We start from the raw sequence: 17,014 nt of genomic DNA on the forward strand, positions 1-17,014 counted from the left end.
CGATGAAACTCGAGCCGCGTTCAATCGGCGCGGCGAATGACGGTGAATTCATCCACCGTAACGGCCGACAACTCGCCGTCCGGCAGTTCCAGCAGGATCACATCGGCGTAGGTCTGTTCGTCGGCGGCGCGGTCGAAGTGCAGGCCGTGATGGGTCCGCTCCGTCCGCACCACCGTACCGGTCACGGTGGACTTCCATTTTTGGGAACCGACCCGCACCAAGTGCTCGACCGTGATGCGATCGCCCACCTTCAGTTCGTCGAATCGCGTGATGGATTGGGTTTCACCGCCGACCATGCCGGCATACTCCTTGCGGCGCCGCCCCGGGGACCTCGGTTGCCATCTCGTCCCCGCTATTATCATTCTTACCCCGAGTCGTCCGCAAGGCTAGTTTTCGGCCCGACGGATCCGGTATTGCTTTTCACTAACCGCCGGTGCAAGGAAAACCGGAGCCCCCGGCAATAAGGGAGCCTCCAGGAATCATGGGAGCCTCCAGCGTAAGCTGGAGGTGGTTTCGGCGCTACCCAGGATTCCACCACCAGCTTCCACCACCAGCTTACGCTGGTGGCTCTAGGGTGCGCTAGTGGCTCACGGTGTGCGCCGAGGGCGCAGGGATGCGTGCGTCGTTGAAGCCACCACCAGCTTACGCTGGTGGCTCTCGAAAGCGCCGGCGGCTCAAGGGTGTGCCGGCGGCTCCAATTTCACGCCGGCGCCGGCGTCGGGTACAATACCGCTTCGGAGGGGCGCCGCGCGCCGCCCCATTCGCGATGATTCGGCGCGGATCACCCGCCGCGGGCCGACTCGCCCGCGCGACCAGGCGGAGGAACACTCATGACCGAAGCGGATTTCATTACGGGCAAATGCCCGAGTTGCGGCGTGACGTTTCGCGTGCCGTGGGCGATGCGGGGAAAGCGGGGCAAATGCCCCAAGTGCGGCGAGGTCTTGGAAGTCCCCATGGAGACCGCCGGGGCAACCCAAGCCGCCGAGACCGCCGCGCCCGGCCTCGCCGATTCGCCCTTTCCCCCGACGGCAGCGGCGGGCGGGGTGGAGACCAGCCTACCGGCGGGCCAAGCCTCGGCCCTGCCGAACCCCGACAAGACGTCCGCCTTTTGGCTGATGTTCGGGATCCTGGGGGGAGCGGCCCTGACGGTGCTGATTGCGGCGGGGGGCGTGCTCTTGTGGCTGCTTTTGCGTCCGCAACCGGTGGCGCAACAACCGGCGGCGCCCGTCCCTGCAACCCCGGCACCCGCCGCGGAACCCGCCGTGGCCGAGGCCACCTCGCGCTTTTGGGAGGATTTCCAGCGCAATTTGGCGACCCTGGAGGGGCGGTCGCGTAGCTTGGGCGCGGCAGCCGGACCATCCGCACTCATGGAGGGAACCGCCCTCCGCCAAGCCGCCGATGAAATCGCGCCATTCCTCGCCGCCGTGCGAAACCTCGATCGGACCAACGTGGACCCGCAGGCGCTTCAGGCCGTCGATGAGGCGATCCAAACCTTGACCGCGCTGGGCCAACGCCTGGGCCGTACCGCCGAGACCATGAAGCACTGGTCGGCGCAACAGCAAAAGATGGTCTTGGACCTGTCGATGGGGCAGATTCCCGAAGGCGGAACGCTTCCCGGCTTGGACAATCAGGCGATGCAGGGCGTTGTCAACGAGTTCGCCGAGATTGTGAAGCAGGCGCAGGATATGAAGGCCAAGCTGTCGGCGACGGCCGAGCAGTTGTCGGCCCGCTATCAACGACCGTTCACCGGCGCAGCTTCGGCGCCCGCGCCGCCGGGCGGAACCTCGGGCCAGGTCCCGCCCCCAGGCCCGTCGGGCGGATGACGCGCGGCGAACGCGGCCCGATTCACGCCCTCCGCGAGAGCCCGCCCCGGCGGAACTCGTAGAGAAAGACCCCCGCCGCGACGCCCAGGTTCAGCGAATCGACGTCCGGCGACATGGGGATCGTCACCAGCGAGTCGCACAGATTTAGCCAGGCGTCGAGTCCCTCCGTTTCATGACCCAGCATCAAGGCGCAGGGGAACGGGCAGGCGAAGTCGGGCAAGGAGACGGCCGATTCGCTCAGCACGGCGGCAGCCAAATGCACGCCGAATCGCCCTCGGACCGCCTTCAGGTCGGCGTGGAGGTCGCCGCTCTTGGCGATGGGGACGGCGGTGACGGCACCCATCGAGACCCGCAGCGCCCGCCGCGTGAAGGGGTCGCAGCACCGCTCCCCCAGCAATACGCCGCTGACGCCGAAGGCCGCCGCCGAGCGGAAGACCAGTCCCAGGTTTTCCGGCTTGGTCACCTCGGGACAGACGATCCAAATCGGCTCCTCTCCCCGCGGTTCGGCGAACAATGCCTCCGCCGAGCGGAACGGTTTGCGACGACCGACCGCCAAGATTCCCTGATGAAACTTGTAGCCGACCACGTCGTACAGCAGACGCCGGTCGCCCACGTAGAGCGGGATCGACTCGGGAATGCGATGGGCGAATTCCTCCACGTGATCGGCCGCCATCAGAACCGACTCGCAAGCGTATTCGCTTTGCAGCAGACGCTCCGTGACGAACCACCCCTCGGCGATGAAGATCGCCTCGCCGCGAAGGGTCCTCTCCGGCAGATTGCGGTAGGGCGCCACCCGCGGATCGTCGATGCTGCGGATCGGCTCGAAGGGTCGTGCGGTCATGTAGAAGGTGCGATGTCGAGGCTACAGGGACGCAGCGTGACGGCATGCGGTCGTGCCGACGCGGCAGGCTTTCCTCGATTGTCCGTTGCGCGCCGCGGGTTGGAAGGGGTACCGCCCCGCGGAGCCTCCAGCGCTGGTGGCTCCAAGATCATTGGAAAATGCGCGACCAGGAGCCTCGGGCGCTGGTGGAGCCTCGGGCGTAAGCCCGAGGTGTCTCGGCGCTACCCAGGATTCCACCACCAACACTTCCACCACCAGCTTACGCTGGTGGCTCTACGATGCCTATATTGCAACGACGCGCGAGTTGGAGCCTCCAGCGTGAGCTGGAGGTGTTTTATCACTACCCAAGATTCGACCACCAGCGCCGGCGCCACCACCACCAGCTTACGCTGGTGGCTCTACGATGCCTATATTGCAACGACGCGCGAGTTGGAGCCTCCAGCGTGAGCTGGAGGTGTTTTGTCACTACCCAGGGTTCCACCACCAGCGCCGGCGCCACCACCACCAGCTTACGCTGGTGGCTCTACGATGCCTATATTGCAACGACGCGCGAGTTGGAGCCTCCAGCGTGAGCTGGAGGTGTTTTATCACTTCCCAAGATTCGACCACCAGCGCCGGCGCCACCACCACCAGCTTACGCTGGTGGCTCTACAGTGAGCTAGCGTTGCTTGCTGCCCGTTTTCCGTTGCACGGCGGTTGCTCGCCGTCTAAATTGAAACGGCGGAAAGGCTTTTCACCGCATATCGCGGCGAGGAGCGCCCGAACCGTCACGCCCTGTGCCACAGACCTTTTGCCTTGCGAGGGGACCATGCGCCGAATCTTGCTTCCCGTCCTGATCGGGGTGTTCATCATGTCGTTCGCTCAAGAAAATGTCGCCCGCTGCCAGGAGTTCCGCAAACTCCCGCTGACCGTCTATCGCGACAAGATGGAGGCGGCTTGGCTGGGTCAGATGGCGGGAGTGGGCTGGGGCGGACCCACCGAGTTCCACGCCCAGGGACGCATCCTCCGCGAGGACGAGATGCCCGCCTGGCAACCCGACATGATCAACCAATTCCACCAAGACGACCTGTACGTCGAGATGACCTTCCTGCGAACGCTGGAGCGCTACGGCTGGGAGGTCTCCCTGCATCAGGCCGGGATCGACTTCGCCAATAGCCGCTACCCGCTGTGGCACGCCAACCGCGCCGGGCGCGACAACCTTCGCTCGGGCATTGCGCCGCCCGACTCCGGCCACCCCCAATTCAATCACCACGCCGACGACATCGACTATCAGATCGAGGCCGACTTTTCGGGCATCATCTCGCCGGGGATGCCCAACGCCGTGATCGCGCTGGGCGAGACGTTCGGTCGGCTGATGAACTACGGCGACGGGTTGTACGGCGGGCAGTTCGTGGGCGGCATGTACGCCGAGGCCTTTTTCGAAAGCGACCCCGTCCGCATCGTGGAGGCCGGCCTCCGCTGCATTCCCGCCGAAAGCCAATACGCCGAGTGCATCCGCGACGTTTTGACCTGGCAACGCGAATCGCCCGACGACTGGCAGGCCGTCTGGAACAAGATCAACGAAAAATACCACCTCAACCCCAACTACCGCCGCGCCTCGTGCGCCAAGGGCGACTTCAACATCGACGCCAAAATCAACGGCGCCTACATCGTGATGGGCCTGCTCTACGGCGGCGGCGACATCGACCGCACCATCGTCATCGCCACGCGCTGCGGGCAAGACTCGGACTGCAACCCCTCCAACGCGGCGGGCATCCTCTTCACCACGCTGGGCCTGGCCAAGATTCCCGATCGCTTCACCTCCGCCCTCAACCGCGAGACCGTCTTCTCGCACACCGAGTACAACTTCGACCGCCTGGTTCAGGTCTGCGAAAAGCTAGCCAAGGACGCCGTCGTGCGACAGGGCGGACGGATCGAACGCGACGCGGACGGCAACGAGACGCTCGTCATCCCCGTCGCCGCACCCAAGCCGGGCCCCTTGGAGCAGTGCTGGGAACCCGGCCCCGTCGCCGAAAGCCGATTCTCCGAGCAGGAAAAAGGCGAGATTCTCTATCCCCCCGGCGAACGCTGATCGCCCTCGCAAAATCGGCAAACCAAACGCGCAATCACGAGCCTCGGACAAGAGCCTCGGGCGTTAGCCCGAGGTGTTCGAGTCCAACAAAATCTCAACTCAACTCTGGAGCCTCGGGCGTAAGCCCGAGGTGGTACACTCTGGAGCCTCGGGCGTAAGCCCGAGGTGGTACTGCGCAAAAGGAGCCTTCAGCGGAGGGGCAACTGGGGCAAGAAAAAAGGGCACTCCAACCGACGGCGGCGGCGACATTGGCAACGGTGAGCCCGACGCATCACGGGGGCGCCGTGATCCCGCCTTGTGTGATCCGCCCGCGACCGGAGTCGCGCGACGGCTATACACGCCGCGGAATGCTTCGAGCGATACGGCTCCCATCGGGCAAAGTATCGACTCTCCGTCACAACATCGCCTCACGCACGGGGCGGAGTGCCTCGTTTCGTGATCGCCCGACCCGACCCGGCGAATCTCGCGGGTCCGAGCCGAGCGCTGGATGTCCCAAAACCCTTGTAGCATAGCACGTCGGCGGCCTCCGCTCAATCACCCGATTGGGTTCGCGCCGCGCCATCCGCGAAACCAACACGCGAGTTGGACCCTCCAGCATTTTTTGCAGACTCCAGCAATAAGGGAGCCTCCAGCAATTCTTTGGAGCCGCCGGCGTGAGCCGGCGGTGTTATGACGCTACCCAAGATTCCACCACCAGCTCACGCTGGTGGCTCTAATTCCACGCCAACAGGACCACCTCACGCTGATGGCCCAAGAGAGCGCCGGCGGCTCCAGGATTTGCATTGCGCCACACAAGAAGAGCCTCGGGCGTAAGCCCGAGGTGGGGCAGCCGCTCGCCCGTAACGCCACGCGCCGATCGAGGTCCTGTTGACATTCAAAATGGTGGTTAGCAGCGAGGCCTGGCAAAGAAAGCCGAGGCGATTCGGGGCGGTTTTTTCGTAGCGTGTGGCCACGCGGCGATAGTGCTTGATGCGGTTGAAAAAGCGTTCGACTACGTTACGGAGTTTGTACTTGATTCGGTCATAGCGACGCCGACGGATTTCTTTGAGTGCGGGAATGACCGGCTTGGCCCCTTGGCGGCGGATTTGGTCTCGCAACAGATCGCTGTCGTAGCCTTTGTCCCCAATGACGTACTCGGGAGAAAGCCCCTGGACCCATGGTTCGGCTTGGGTCACATCGTGATGTTCGCCACCCGTTGGCGCGAACCGGACCGGCCGGCCATGTCCGTTCACGGCAGCGTGTATTTTCGTGCTTTAACCGCCACGAGACCGCCCGAGGGATCCGTTGCGCGCCCCCCTTTTGCCCCAGCCGCATGCTGATGGTCCTGGACGATCGTGGAGTCGAGCAGCAGAGACTCCAAGTCGGCGTCGCCGCCAAGGGCCTCCAGCACCCGTTGCCACACGCCCTTCTTGCACCACCGATTGTAGCGTTGGAATACCGCGTTCCAGGGGCCAAATCGGTCGGGCAGGTCGCGTCACGGGGATCCGGTTTTGGCAATCCAAAGGACCGCATCTACGGACCTTCGATTATCTTCCCCAGTTCTTCCTGGGTCGCCCGCGCGACCCGGCAGCAACGGTTCAATGCGAGCCCATTGCTCGTCGGACCATGCGTGTCGCCGTTTCATCTTGCTCCTCCGTGAGCACCGGGAACGGCAAAGTGATAACATACCGGCGGTTTTCACGCCAGATGAATGTCAACAGGATCGAATACATCCAACCTCGCTAGTTCATTTGCGTTCGTGGGTTATTCTCCGCGCCCAGCCGGAATAGTGTGGCGTGAAGACATCACCGTTCACGCGGCAAAGGCTCACTCTAATTCGCGTATGACATCCCCGAATTCCGGCGTGTTGACAGTCCAACATGTTTGATTACATTGAGGGAAATCCCGTGCTGTTACCGTTCATGCGCTAAGCCGCCATGGGGAAACCCATCGACTCACTGAACAATCGCATGTCCGTAAGCCTCGCACGGATTGCAAAGAAGAACTACGACAGCTTCGTTCCGGCGCTGAGTGCCAGACAATTCTTCAACGAATGGGGGTGACTTTTCATGTACTGCCAGCAATGTGGGACGCCCAACCCGGATAATGCAGTCGTTTGTGGACACTGCGGGCAAAGGCTGCATCCTATCGCGGGGCGACCAGCGCTTAATCCGTACCCTCCCATGTACCCAAATGTGCCGCATTATCCAGTTCCCAACTATTTGGCTGGGGCCATTCTCGTCACACTTTTCTGCTGCTTGCCGTTTGGAATCGTCGCGATTGTTTACGCAGCTCAGGCAAACAGCGCGGCCAAACGAGGAAGTTATAACGAGGCCATGGAGAGTGCTCGGAAAGCCAAGTTTTGGACCTGGTTATCGTTCGGAATAGGACTAGCTGGAACGCTGCTTTATTTCCTCATAATGATCTTGGCGGCCGCGGCTGATAGCGGACCATACTGAAACTTCAAGCAGATCCTTGCGACACTCTACGAAACTCACCGTCATTGTGGTCGGTCTTGCGATTGCAACGATCGGGGTAGTGCTTCTATACACATTCGACCCCTCTACAAGCCGACTTTTCCCACCTTGTCCATTTCGGTACTTTACTGGAATGTATTGCCCGGGGTGTGGATCCTTGAGGGCTACTCATCAACTGCTGAACGGAAGAGTTATGCGGGCCGTTGATCTCAATCCTTTGATGGTGCTTTTGTTGCCTGGCATTTGCCTTTTCCTCGTGCGACCACAATCATTTCAACAGCCTTGGGTAGGCTGGACACTGCTTTCGTTGATAATTGCATTTTGGATTTTGCGAAATATCCCGATTTTTCCATTCTCCATTCTCGCGCCTTAAACTCCTACGGCGCAGGACGGCGCGCGGTCTTCGACACTACGGTACTTCAACCACCGATTTACGGCGGTGAGTACATACTAAACGCGAGGTTAAATGAGACAAAGACCCTCTGCACAACACCCACCTGACAACAGTATAATACGGGCATATTCGGGAACCAAGATAGAGACGCATCGACATTAGGACGGTGATCATGGCGAGGAAGGACGGTTCATCGCAGCGGACGTTGGCGACGGGCGGCTTCGACGTGATGCGAAAACCCACCCGGCGGCAACAGTCCCTCCCGGTGATGGACAAGGTCATGCCCTCGCAGGAATTGATGAGCCGCGTCGAGCCGTTTTATCCGAAAGGCGATGGTCCAGTACGTCCTGTCAAGCCGCTGATCTGATTGCTGAAGCTCTATTTCGTGACCGGGAGAAAGCGAGAAATCCGCGGAAGTCGCGGATTCGCTCGCGGGTGGAGCATGTGTTCAAGGTGATGAAGCACGTCTTCGGCTGGAGAAAGACGCGGTTTCGGAGGATATTCAAGAATCTCCAGTATGCGCTGGGAGTGGCGAGCGCCGTGAATATCTACCTTCACCGCTGGGCGATCTTGCGGAGTATGACCTTGCCCGGCGCGGGATAGAGCGCTGATACTGCGCGCACGAGGCGACGGCCCAATAAACCGGGCGATATAGAAAACATATAGACGTTAAACCCCGCGCATCCGCCCTTAAGAGCCGAAAACAAATCCGAGATACTCGAGCCGCCGGCGTGAGCCGGCGGTGGTTTGTCGCTACCCAAGATTCCACCACCAGCTTACGCTGGTGGCTCCACGATGCCTATATTGCAACGACGCGCGAGTTGGAGCCGCCAGCGCGAGTTGGAGCCGCCGGCGTGAGCCGGCGGTGTTATGACGCTACCCAAGATTCCACCACCAGCTCACGCTGGTGGCTCCACGCTTTGCGACACCACCAGCTCACGCTGGTGGCTCAAGGGTTTGCGCTGGGTCGCGCTTCGGCCGCGCTACCGCACCACGTCGGCCTCGATGCGGTAGATCATGCCGCCGAATTGCTGGTTCAAAACGTCGGGCTGCGAGGTAAAGACCCCGCCCACTCCGATCCGCTTCGTGCTGTAATCCAGCTTCAGGCCGTTCTTCAGATGGATTTCGACCATTTGGGTGGGCTTGAGTTGCCCCTGGCAGAAATTGCAATGGGCGACCTCCGCCACCAGAACGAAGTCGGTGATTCCGAACGCTTTTTCGCCCGCCACCATGTGGCCGTACACAAAGACCTTCTTCCCCTCCAAATCCTCGGCCTTCTTAGAGATGGGACTGCGGTCGCCGGGGTCGGGTTGAAGATCGGCGAAGGTGATCAGGCGGTAGCCCGGCGGAGCGGCGGCCAAAAAGCTGTACATCACCCAACCCGTTCCGCTCAGACCGAAGACCAGCGAGAACAGCATGCCGGTCTTCGCCATCCCCAGTCCCAACCGTTCCTTGGGCAGTCGCAGGATTTCCCGCCGCGCTATCCAGCCGAACGCCGCCCCCGCGATGGGGATGATCACGGCGTACACCGTCAGAAAACAGACGATGGAAAGGATTCCCAGAATCAAACTGACGACCGCGTGCGGCTGAATGGCCCGGTATCCGGTCCGAAATCTGGCGGCCAGTTTGTAGGTCCGCCGCAATTGGGACGCGGCGATTTTGCTGTCGGTGGTAGAATCCACGGCCATAAGCCCGGCCTCCTCGCGCCGATCGGCGACTGCTCCAACCCCTCCACGGGGCACATCACCCCGCCGCCCTTCTTCATTATAGGCGACGGCGGCGACCCGCCCTGATGCTTGGGCTACGAGCGCAGGCGGAAAAAGGTTTTCCCTTTGGCCGCGAACGGTCGGCGCAATCGGCGGCGTCGGCCGGTTTTAGCGGCTCCCAACCGGGGTGACGACGGCCGCCCAATGCCCTTCGCCGGGGGCCTCTAGCGGGATTTTGCCCCCGCCCGCGACGTCATCCGCTTTGGCGATCTTTCCCGTTTGGATGTCGATCCATTCCAATCGGAGCTTGCCCGGCGAATCGGACAGATCGAGGACCACGCGACCGCCGTTGGGAAAGTACACGATGCCGCCCTTGGCCGGATCGATCCCCGCAAAGGCCTCGTTCTCCTCGCGATCGCTCAGCAGGTCCTGTCGCGGTTGCAGGTCCCAGAAACGGACGCGGCTTTCAGCCAGTCGGGCCGCGCGAATGGCCGCCTTCGCCTTATCCGACAAACCCAGCCCCGAGTCGGGCCGATGGAACCGAGCGCCCGCCGCCCCCGCCAGGATCAACCGCCAGAACCGCTCCACGCCGTCGCGGTCCGTGCCAAATCGCCCGGTATCCGCGCCGTAAATCTTGACGCAGTTCAGCGGGCGGGGTCGCGCCGCGGTGTATTCCCGCACCCAAAGGAAATTCGTCCAATGCACATCGCCCTTGTTGTGGTTGTTTTGCGAGACGTCGGCGAAGCCGTACAACTCGGGGTGATCGAGCGTCCGGCGGTGTTGCGGGGCCTGCAAGTCCCAGGCGTCCCACATCTCGGTGACGTACACCGTCTTCCCTTGCGCCTTGGCTCGGTCGCGGATGAACTCGGCCCAAAACCGCCCCCACGCCTCCTCGCCCGAGGTCTCGTTGTCCATGCAGTACAACACGTGATCGTATTGCAGCGAATACGACAGCAGCTTCTCCACGAACCGCCGTTGGTACGGAAAGACCGTTCGGTTATTCCGCTGGGCCGGCGTGGTGAAAAAGAAAGGCTGTTTGTTCGCGCCGGGATGGTCCGGGTAATGTTCCGCGAAACCCGACTCGGCGTAGTCGTAGTTCACGTTGTTTTTCGGATTGTACGGATGCGGCTCCCAGTTGTCGCGGGAATAGTCGAAGCGGTCCCAGACCTCGATCTGCACCACGATGCCGCGCTCGGCCGTCCATCGGAGCATGTTTTCGAACCGCCGCCAATACTCGTCATTCCATTGATCGAGGTCGTACTTGCCGTTTTCCAGTCGCAAGAAAGGATAGACCTCGAAGCCGTTGTCGGGCCGATCGCTCATGGTGTTGCGGATGTAATTGGCGCCGACGGCGGCCATCTCGTCCAGGTGCTCGCGGAGATCGGGAATCTGAAAGAGGTTGTCGTCCTTGCTGCCGCCCAAGAGCATCACAGGCCGCCCGCGATATTGCCAGTAGCGCGGGTTTTCCTTCCAGGGTTGAATGGCGTCCTCGGAGGCGGCACAGGCCACGCACGCCCAAACCGCCCAGAGCACGGCGGCCGCCAAGGCGACTTTGCCCGGGACGCTCCAACCGAACGACCGCCGCGACGGTTCGGGGCACTTCGACCCCTGCGCTGAAACCGACCGACCAACCAACCGCAAAACCCGTAGGCAGCGATGCGACCTCATGAGAGCACCTCCTTTGGTAAACGACCGCGCACCCGACGAACGACGGAGCCAAGCCGCGAACCGTTGGGCCGACGCACCGAGCAGCACCGAATCGAGGCGACGCCCGCCGCCCCGGGACCGGTGCGAAGCCAGTATACCGAGCGACCTCAAGCCCGTCGATCTTTCGATCCCGCAATCCCGATCGACAGGCCTGTTTGGTAAAATCGAGGAACGGTCTTTCCTGCGTCGATCCGCCGGGAAGCCCCCGGGAACCCGAGTCGCCCCATGACGGATGAACCGCTGCCGGAAATTCCTCATTGCGTGCCGAGCGACCAACCCCGCAACGTTGCGGAGTTGGCCGAGCGGTTGCTGCCCGTCTATCGCGTAGAGGGCGGGACGATCCAGCTTTCCGGTTGCTCCATGGACGAGCACCTTTTTCTGCGGATCGACTTCGAGACGGAGGAGGGCGACGAGCGGGTGGTTCTGGATGCCGGCGGCCGATTCTTGGACCTGCGGCAAATCTCGATTCTGGGTCTGGACCGGACGACCCCGCTGCCCAAGCCGCGTCCCGTTCCGCCGGGTCTTTTGGAGCAACTTTGGGAGCAGGGTCGCCGCCGGGCGACCGAGCGCGGCCCGCTCGGTCCGCTCAAGCCCGCCGTCGTCTGGTGCAGGTACGTCGAAGGCCGACTCCGCGCCTGTTTCGGCGAAAAGCTGGTGGAGGTCTCGTTCTCGGACTGGGCGCGGCGTCTGCAACCGCCCGCCCTCACCTGCCCTACCACCGGTCGCAAGACCTTCGCCCTGACGCAAACGGACGACGGGCGGATCGTGGCGGCGGAGGAGGCCGCCGTTTGCGAGGAGACCCACCGCGTGGTACTGCGGACGGAATTGATTCGCTGCGAGGTGTCGGGCAAGGAGGTGTCGGCGTCCCTCACCACCCGCTGTCCCGTCTCGCATCACGTCGTGCTACGCGACCGCTTGATGCCCTGCAAGCTGTGCGGTCAAGAGGTCAGCCCGACCGTCCTGGCGTCGGGCGTGTGCGCGGCCTGCCGCGACGTGCGGCCGATCTCCAAGACCGATCCCCGACTGGTGCGCCTGTCGGCCGAATACCCGGCCCTGGAGCGCTCGCTCTCGTGGCGGATGTCGGAGACGAGCACCGTGTACATCGTCGTCAGTCAGGGTTGGTGGGAGCGCCTGTACTGGGTGGTGGACAAGGAATCGCTGCGGATTCACCGCCTGGCCCGTAGTCACCGCTTCTCCCGCCAATGGCAATTCCTCGCGCCCGAAGAATACCCCCCCGCCGTGGAGGAGTGAGGGTGCGATTCACCTAATCGGTGCAACACTCCCAAGCCAAGGCCGAAGTAAAGGCGTCGTGATGGGATAACAGAACCGCCCGCGCATGCGCGAATGGAAGTTGAGCTACAATTTTCGAGACAGCGAACGGGACCGTTCCCATTCGAGCGAAGCCAACATCCTTCCTTAGGTCTTGGCCCGGCCCAAGCCTTTGATGATAGGAACACACTCTGTGAACAGTTCAGCCGACAAAGCGCTGAATAGTGCGGACTCATTTACTCCAGAGGGCGCATCCCCTCTTAAGAAGGCGCACATCTTCCTTTATTCATTGGGTACGCTGCTTTTAGTAATACTATCCATATCCGTCCGCGCACACAACTTGGGTGCGTTCGCATTAACACAAGATGAGCCGGCAGTAGGGTTATTTGTACAGGGCAAGCTACAAGATGCAACACTCCGAATATCGCCACTTTCACCATTTGCCACGCAAATAGGGTTTACTATATTCGGCGTCAACGAATTCGGCGCGAGGTGTTTTTCCTTGATCGCTGGATGTATCTCCATCGTCTTGTTTTGCATAATAGGCTTCTCGATTGCACGGTATGCCGGCGCGTTTATCGCCTCCGCGATCGTATCACTGTCTTTTTATCACATCTACTTCTCTCAGACGGCGAGGTACCCCATTTTCGAGATTCTCTTCGGTTTTGCTCTCATATCCCTAATCATTCATGAATTGAGCGGCCATCGCACTGCGCGGCGACTTTGGTTGACCGTTTCCCTATTCTTGGCGTGCGCAGTCCTAGGCATCCTGTCGCACCTCTTTTTCGCAAAACTTGTAACCGCAGCCCTGGGTGGACTGATATTATTACGCTTGAACACTTCGCGGAAAGTTGTAGTGACGGTCATATGCGTGGTCCTCATCGTCTTGCTGACAGCGGTGTGCGGCGCACTTGCCTTTCCGGATTTCTTTGCACGCTGTCACTTTCAAGGTGGGCGTTTTTTATTGAACGTTGGTAGAGTCGTCCTGTGGCAATCACCGGTCTTATGGGCATTAGCTCTTCTAATATTCGTGATGCCAAATCGAACTGGTATTTGTAGCTGGCTTCGCGGCACCACGCTGATAGCCATAGTGTGGATGCTTGTTTTTTGTGTTGTCAGTGACTACCGTGCCCGGTACGCCGGATGGCTTTATCCAATTGTAGCAACGGACGCCCTTGTAGCGGTAGCGGCTTTGCTGGAAAGTAATAAGAGGCGTCAAAGCGTGTTTATTGTGGTGGTATGTATCTGCGCGAGTGATGTTTTAGCGCTTGCACGGTACGTGGCAAACAATAATTTTCGCTCACCGATGAATGTCGCCGCAAGAATTATTCGAGAACAGTCTGAGTCAGGCGATGTTTTTCTAGCTTCAGGGATTAACTGGTGGAGCGCTCGATTCTACTTGGAGGATCCGCCGATCATTCCCATCGTGGACGCCAAAGCTTTTTTCGAAACTCGGCGCACGCCCCCCGCCGCTTGGGCACTATGGTGTACCTTGGGTGGTAGGCCGCCGGAGCGATCGGGGTACTGTTATCGGGTAGTGGAGAATTGGCGGTCCGGCACCCCCTTCAAGTCCTTTGAATACGTCCTTTTGCGTTACGAACGGATTGAGGAGACTGGGGAAAGCCCTAGGCGGTTAACCGCACCGGATTCGGACGCCTTCAATGAGCAGTCGCCCGACCAATAACATGACGCGTTATAACCAATCGTGATGCTTCTGCATCGGGTTCCCCACGATTGGCCGTAGCGATGGCCGAGGTAGGCCGTTGGCGCCGGGAGCGTGACAAGAAAAAAACAACGCGCCCCACAGGACTCGAACCTGTAACCTTCGGTTCCGTAGACCGATGCTCTATCCAATTGAGCTAGGGGCGCAACGCGGACGCGGCGAGGCCGGACCTCGCTCCCATTCCACAATCTCGGTTGTATAGCCGTTCGCGGTTCGAGTCAAGCGCCCCCACGGGGTCGCGGGGGTTGGCGGGCATCTCGCGTCGGTTGGGGGATACGAGGCCGGCGCGAGTTGGTGGCGAATCCCTGGAGCCACCGGCGTGAGCCGGTGGTGAATCCTGGGTTGCGCCGGGACACCTCCAGCTTACGCTGGAGGCTCCTAAAAATCTGGAAATATTGGAGGCGCCCTGCGCGCTGGAGGTGTCTATTCATGAAAACGATTACGAAATCGAATCCCAGAGCCACCGGCGTGAGCCGGTGGTGAATTCTGGGTTGCGCCGAGACACCTCGGGCTTACGCCCGAGGCTCCAGTGCATTGGGCGCCCGAGGCTCGGTGTACTTTCACTCGGCAGGGTGGCGTCCGAGGGGCGCGTCCAGCATTTTTCGGGGTGAGTCGGCCCATGCCCGTTTCTCGTAGTCGTACGGGATCGCCAGCAGGCGATCGCGGGTAATGCGGACGACCATGATCTCGGACGGGCTTTTCGGGGCGGGCGACGGCAATTGCAGGAATCGGATGCCGCGGTAGACGTCGGCCTTCGATTGGTGATAGTGCCCGCCCAGCACCAAGATCACATTCTTGCCGCTCAGCGCGTCCGCCAAGGCGTCGCGGTTCGTGACGGCGTCGTAGCACAGATGCAGAGCGACCACGACCGGCACGTCGTCCGGCACCTTGTTCAGTTCCTCGCGAATGAACCGCAAGGCCCCCTCCGCGACCGGTTGGGCCGGATTGTTCAAGGTCTCGTCGTAATCCGAATGCACGGCGATGAAGCGGACGCCCCCTCGCTCGAACGTGTACGAGAGCGCACCATGCCGCGCGATGATCCAGCGGTGGAGCGTCTCGCTGGGCGATTTGCCGCCCGCGTCGTGATTGCCCGCGATGTCGAACGAGGGAAACCTGAGCCGATTCTCGATCAGATCGGCGTAGCGTTCCTTGGCCGCATGGGTGGGCCACTCGGTGATGTCGCCGCAACCGAAGACGAAGGCGGGTGCGTCCACCGTGGCGCCGATGCGTTCCGGATACGGCGTACCCGGCAGCGAGTTCATGGCGTCGATGGCGGGCAGCAAGTGGTCGGCGTTGCCGTCGGTTTGCACGTGCTGGTCCGACCAACCGAAGAACGTCAGGCCGACTTGCTCCGCGGCAAGCGGACCGATCGCCGCTGCCATACTCCAGAGCACCGCCGCACTCGCGAACATGCCCCCGAACATCCTTCGACGAATCCGGCCTTTCATGACTTCGGTTCCTCGTGAGACAATGCCTACGGACCGCGCGGGCTGATGCGACGGGCATCGCGCCGCGTTTCCATTATGTTCGGCATGGAGGCCCGCCGCTACTTCTCATCAGCTTGCGGCGGAATCGGCGTACAATAGGGGATCGGCGCGCGTTTCGTCTCCGAGGGTTCGCGCCATCGAAGGCACGGCGATACCACGCACGGCAAGACCCCGGCGGTGGGACCGCTCGGTCCAATCAGGCAAGGAATGGGTGATGCGGCAGGTCGATTTTCCGCACATTTTTCGCGTTCGGCAGCGGTTCGTATCGCGGGGGATCGCGGACTTGGAGTCCGCCGTTCGGCGCGAGTTCGATCGGATCGGACTTCGCGACCGAATTCGGCCCGGCGAGACGGCGGCGGTCACGGCGGGCAGTCGCGGCATTGCCGCCTATGCCCGCATCCTCCGCGCCGTGGTGCAATACCTTCGGGAATCGGGCGCGGAACCGTTCATCGTGCCGGCCATGGGCAGTCACGGCGGGGGCACCGCCGAAGGCCAGCGCGAGGTCTTGGCCCGATACGGCATCACCGACGAAACGATGGGCTGTCCGATCCGCGCATCGATGGAAACGGTCGTCGTGGGCCGAGCCGCGGAGGGTTTTGACGTCCACTTCGACCGCTTCGCGGCGCAGGCCGATCACGTGGTGGTGGTCAACCGCGTCAAACCTCACACGCAGTTCACGGGACCTATCGAAAGCGGCCTGATGAAGATGCTTTTGATCGGCCTGGGCAAGCACCGCGGCGCGGAGATTTATCACCGCGCGGTCGAAGATTTCGGCTTCGATCGCATCGTGCGGAGCGTGGGTCGCATGGTGCTGGAGCGCTGCCGGATTCTGTGCGGTCTGGGGTTGGTGGAGGACGCCTTCGACGAGACGGGACACGTGGAGGCCCTGCCGCCCGACCAATTCGAGACGCGCGAACCGGCCTTGCTGGAACTGGCCAAGCAGTGGATGCCCCGACTGCCCTTCGACGACGCCCATATTCTGCTCATCGACCGGCTGGGCAAGGATATCAGCGGGGCGGGGATCGACACCAACGTGATCGGTCGCAAGTACCATTATCATCACGCGGCGGAGAACGAACGGCCTCGCATTCGCTACATCTGCGTCCGCGGTTTGACGGAGGCCACCCACGGCAACGCCATCGGCATCGGTTTCGCCGAGTTCTGTCGCAGCGAGGTGATTCGGGCGATGGACGTCCAGGCCACGCGGATCAACGCCCTGACGGCGGGACATGTGGCGGCGGGAATGCTGCCCTTCGACTATCCCACGGACCGGGAGATGTTGACGCACGCATTGGCGAACATCGGTTTGACCCCGCCCCCGCAAAGCCGCCTGATGTGGATCGCGGACACGTCGCACTTGAGCGAGTTGGAATGTTCGGCCGCCTATTGGGAGGAGGCGCAGGCCCGAAGCGACTTGGAGGTTTTGACGGCCCCCCGCCCGCTGCCTTTCGACGCGGCGGGCAACCTGCCGTCGGTGCATGCGTTTTCGCCGTCGGACGCAGGTTGAGAAGCCGGACGCGTGACGGCACCGCCGGCT

16 protein-coding genes, 1 tRNA gene and 1 pseudogene are annotated in these 17,014 nt (G+C 61.8%); 11 read left to right on the plus strand and 7 right to left on the minus strand.

Translation table 11 applies throughout. The features are described from left to right. Positions 1 to 20: 20 nt before the first annotated feature. Positions 21 to 296 (minus strand): hypothetical protein, encoded by a 276-nt coding sequence (locus ACYQ6J_RS14885; protein WP_460184977.1) that lies wholly within the window; start codon positions 294 to 296, stop codon positions 21 to 23. 534 nt (positions 297 to 830) lie between these two features. Here ACYQ6J_RS14885 and ACYQ6J_RS14890 point away from each other — a divergent pair. Further along, complete coding sequence (locus ACYQ6J_RS14890; protein WP_460184978.1) at positions 831 to 1,823, plus strand: zinc ribbon domain-containing protein; 993 nt, start codon at positions 831 to 833, stop codon at positions 1,821 to 1,823. Positions 1,824 to 1,845: 22 nt separating this feature from the next. On the opposite strand, the gene ACYQ6J_RS14895 is transcribed toward ACYQ6J_RS14890, so the two are convergent. Further along, entirely contained in the window at positions 1,846 to 2,664 is an 819-nt protein-coding gene (locus tag ACYQ6J_RS14895) for a TrmH family RNA methyltransferase (RefSeq protein ID WP_460184979.1), read from the minus strand. Positions 2,665 to 2,982: 318 nt separating this feature from the next. On the opposite strand from ACYQ6J_RS14895, the gene ACYQ6J_RS14900 reads away from it, so the two are divergent. The 3 genes from ACYQ6J_RS14900 (at position 2,983) to ACYQ6J_RS14910 (ending at position 4,735) form a co-directional block, all read left to right on the plus strand. Beyond that, complete coding sequence (locus ACYQ6J_RS14900) at positions 2,983 to 3,111, plus strand: hypothetical protein (protein ID WP_460184980.1); 129 nt, start codon at positions 2,983 to 2,985, stop codon at positions 3,109 to 3,111. Further along, positions 3,108 to 3,236 carry a hypothetical protein gene (locus ACYQ6J_RS14905; RefSeq protein ID WP_460184981.1) on the plus strand — a complete coding sequence of 43 codons (129 nt, stop codon included), beginning with the start codon at positions 3,108 to 3,110 and terminating at the stop codon, positions 3,234 to 3,236. The genes ACYQ6J_RS14900 and ACYQ6J_RS14905 overlap by 4 nt, the downstream gene beginning before the upstream one ends. Positions 3,237 to 3,472: 236 nt before the next feature. Further along, positions 3,473 to 4,735 carry an ADP-ribosylglycohydrolase family protein gene (locus ACYQ6J_RS14910; protein ID WP_460184982.1) on the plus strand — a complete coding sequence of 421 codons (1,263 nt, stop codon included), beginning with the start codon at positions 3,473 to 3,475 and terminating at the stop codon, positions 4,733 to 4,735. 890 nt (positions 4,736 to 5,625) lie between these two features. On the opposite strand, the pseudogene ACYQ6J_RS14915 reads toward ACYQ6J_RS14910, so the two are convergent. Then, positions 5,626 to 6,359, minus strand: a pseudogene (locus tag ACYQ6J_RS14915) (IS5 family transposase); the annotation flags it as partial. Between the two features lie 424 nt (positions 6,360 to 6,783). On the opposite strand from ACYQ6J_RS14915, the gene ACYQ6J_RS14920 reads away from it, so the two are divergent. From ACYQ6J_RS14920 to ACYQ6J_RS14935, 4 genes are all read left to right on the plus strand, one after another. Further along, on the plus strand, positions 6,784 to 7,173 hold the full coding sequence (locus ACYQ6J_RS14920) for a CD225/dispanin family protein (RefSeq protein ID WP_460184983.1): 390 nt from the start codon (positions 6,784 to 6,786) through the stop codon (positions 7,171 to 7,173). Between the two features lie 79 nt (positions 7,174 to 7,252). Then, the gene (locus tag ACYQ6J_RS14925; RefSeq protein WP_460185552.1) at positions 7,253 to 7,564 is read left to right on the plus strand and encodes a DUF2752 domain-containing protein; all 312 of its coding nucleotides are present in this window, start codon (positions 7,253 to 7,255) and stop codon (positions 7,562 to 7,564) included. A gap of 193 nt (positions 7,565 to 7,757) precedes the next feature. Continuing rightward, a complete protein-coding gene (locus ACYQ6J_RS14930; RefSeq protein ID WP_460184984.1) occupies positions 7,758 to 7,952 on the plus strand; it encodes a hypothetical protein in 195 nt (64 codons plus the stop codon). Then, a complete protein-coding gene (locus ACYQ6J_RS14935) occupies positions 7,952 to 8,188 on the plus strand; it encodes a transposase (protein WP_460185553.1) in 237 nt (78 codons plus the stop codon). The genes ACYQ6J_RS14930 and ACYQ6J_RS14935 overlap by 1 nt, the downstream gene beginning before the upstream one ends. A gap of 380 nt (positions 8,189 to 8,568) precedes the next feature. Here the strand turns inward: ACYQ6J_RS14935 and ACYQ6J_RS14940 are convergent, their stop codons facing one another. Further along, positions 8,569 to 9,273 carry a DUF4190 domain-containing protein gene (locus tag ACYQ6J_RS14940; RefSeq protein WP_460184985.1) on the minus strand — a complete coding sequence of 235 codons (705 nt, stop codon included), beginning with the start codon at positions 9,271 to 9,273 and terminating at the stop codon, positions 8,569 to 8,571. A gap of 186 nt (positions 9,274 to 9,459) precedes the next feature. Further along, positions 9,460 to 10,959, minus strand: a complete 1,500-nt coding sequence (locus tag ACYQ6J_RS14945) for a hypothetical protein (protein WP_460184986.1) — start codon at positions 10,957 to 10,959, stop codon at positions 9,460 to 9,462. A 264-nt stretch (positions 10,960 to 11,223) separates the two neighbouring features. Between ACYQ6J_RS14945 and ACYQ6J_RS14950 the strand changes: the two genes are divergently transcribed. Both ACYQ6J_RS14950 and ACYQ6J_RS14955 read left to right on the plus strand, forming a co-directional pair. Then, positions 11,224 to 12,249 (plus strand): hypothetical protein, encoded by a 1,026-nt coding sequence (locus ACYQ6J_RS14950; RefSeq protein WP_460184987.1) that lies wholly within the window; start codon positions 11,224 to 11,226, stop codon positions 12,247 to 12,249. 211 nt (positions 12,250 to 12,460) lie between these two features. Continuing rightward, a complete protein-coding gene (locus ACYQ6J_RS14955) occupies positions 12,461 to 13,951 on the plus strand; it encodes a hypothetical protein (protein ID WP_460184988.1) in 1,491 nt (496 codons plus the stop codon). Positions 13,952 to 14,062: 111 nt separating this feature from the next. Here ACYQ6J_RS14955 and ACYQ6J_RS14960 read toward each other — a convergent pair. Both ACYQ6J_RS14960 and ACYQ6J_RS14965 read right to left on the minus strand, forming a co-directional pair. After that, positions 14,063 to 14,136, minus strand: a tRNA-Arg gene (locus ACYQ6J_RS14960). A gap of 414 nt (positions 14,137 to 14,550) precedes the next feature. After that, entirely contained in the window at positions 14,551 to 15,438 is an 888-nt protein-coding gene (locus tag ACYQ6J_RS14965) for a metallophosphoesterase family protein (RefSeq protein ID WP_460184989.1), read from the minus strand. A 253-nt stretch (positions 15,439 to 15,691) separates the two neighbouring features. Here ACYQ6J_RS14965 and ACYQ6J_RS14970 point away from each other — a divergent pair, with 253 nt between their 5' ends. Then, positions 15,692 to 16,984, plus strand: coding sequence for a nickel pincer cofactor-dependent isomerase, group 22 (locus tag ACYQ6J_RS14970; RefSeq protein WP_460184990.1), 1,293 nt, complete (start codon positions 15,692 to 15,694; stop codon positions 16,982 to 16,984). Positions 16,985 to 17,014: the final 30 nt, after the last annotated feature.

Source organism: Thermopirellula anaerolimosa (assembly GCF_054657335.1).

Coding starts and splice junctions, on each gene's coding strand:
- ACYQ6J_RS14885 (WP_460184977.1), bottom strand. CDS start 296: ATGGTCGGCGGTGAAACCCAATCCATCACGCGATTCGACGAACTGAAG.
- ACYQ6J_RS14890 (WP_460184978.1), top strand. CDS start 831: ATGACCGAAGCGGATTTCATTACGGGCAAATGCCCGAGTTGCGGCGTG.
- ACYQ6J_RS14895 (WP_460184979.1), bottom strand. CDS start 2,664: ATGACCGCACGACCCTTCGAGCCGATCCGCAGCATCGACGATCCGCGG.
- ACYQ6J_RS14910 (WP_460184982.1), top strand. CDS start 3,473: ATGCGCCGAATCTTGCTTCCCGTCCTGATCGGGGTGTTCATCATGTCG.
- ACYQ6J_RS14920 (WP_460184983.1), top strand. CDS start 6,784: ATGTACTGCCAGCAATGTGGGACGCCCAACCCGGATAATGCAGTCGTT.
- ACYQ6J_RS14930 (WP_460184984.1), top strand. CDS start 7,758: ATGGCGAGGAAGGACGGTTCATCGCAGCGGACGTTGGCGACGGGCGGC.
- ACYQ6J_RS14940 (WP_460184985.1), bottom strand. CDS start 9,273: ATGGCCGTGGATTCTACCACCGACAGCAAAATCGCCGCGTCCCAATTG.
- ACYQ6J_RS14945 (WP_460184986.1), bottom strand. CDS start 10,959: ATGAGGTCGCATCGCTGCCTACGGGTTTTGCGGTTGGTTGGTCGGTCG.
- ACYQ6J_RS14950 (WP_460184987.1), top strand. CDS start 11,224: ATGACGGATGAACCGCTGCCGGAAATTCCTCATTGCGTGCCGAGCGAC.
- ACYQ6J_RS14965 (WP_460184989.1), bottom strand. CDS start 15,438: ATGAAAGGCCGGATTCGTCGAAGGATGTTCGGGGGCATGTTCGCGAGT.
- ACYQ6J_RS14970 (WP_460184990.1), top strand. CDS start 15,692: ATGCGGCAGGTCGATTTTCCGCACATTTTTCGCGTTCGGCAGCGGTTC.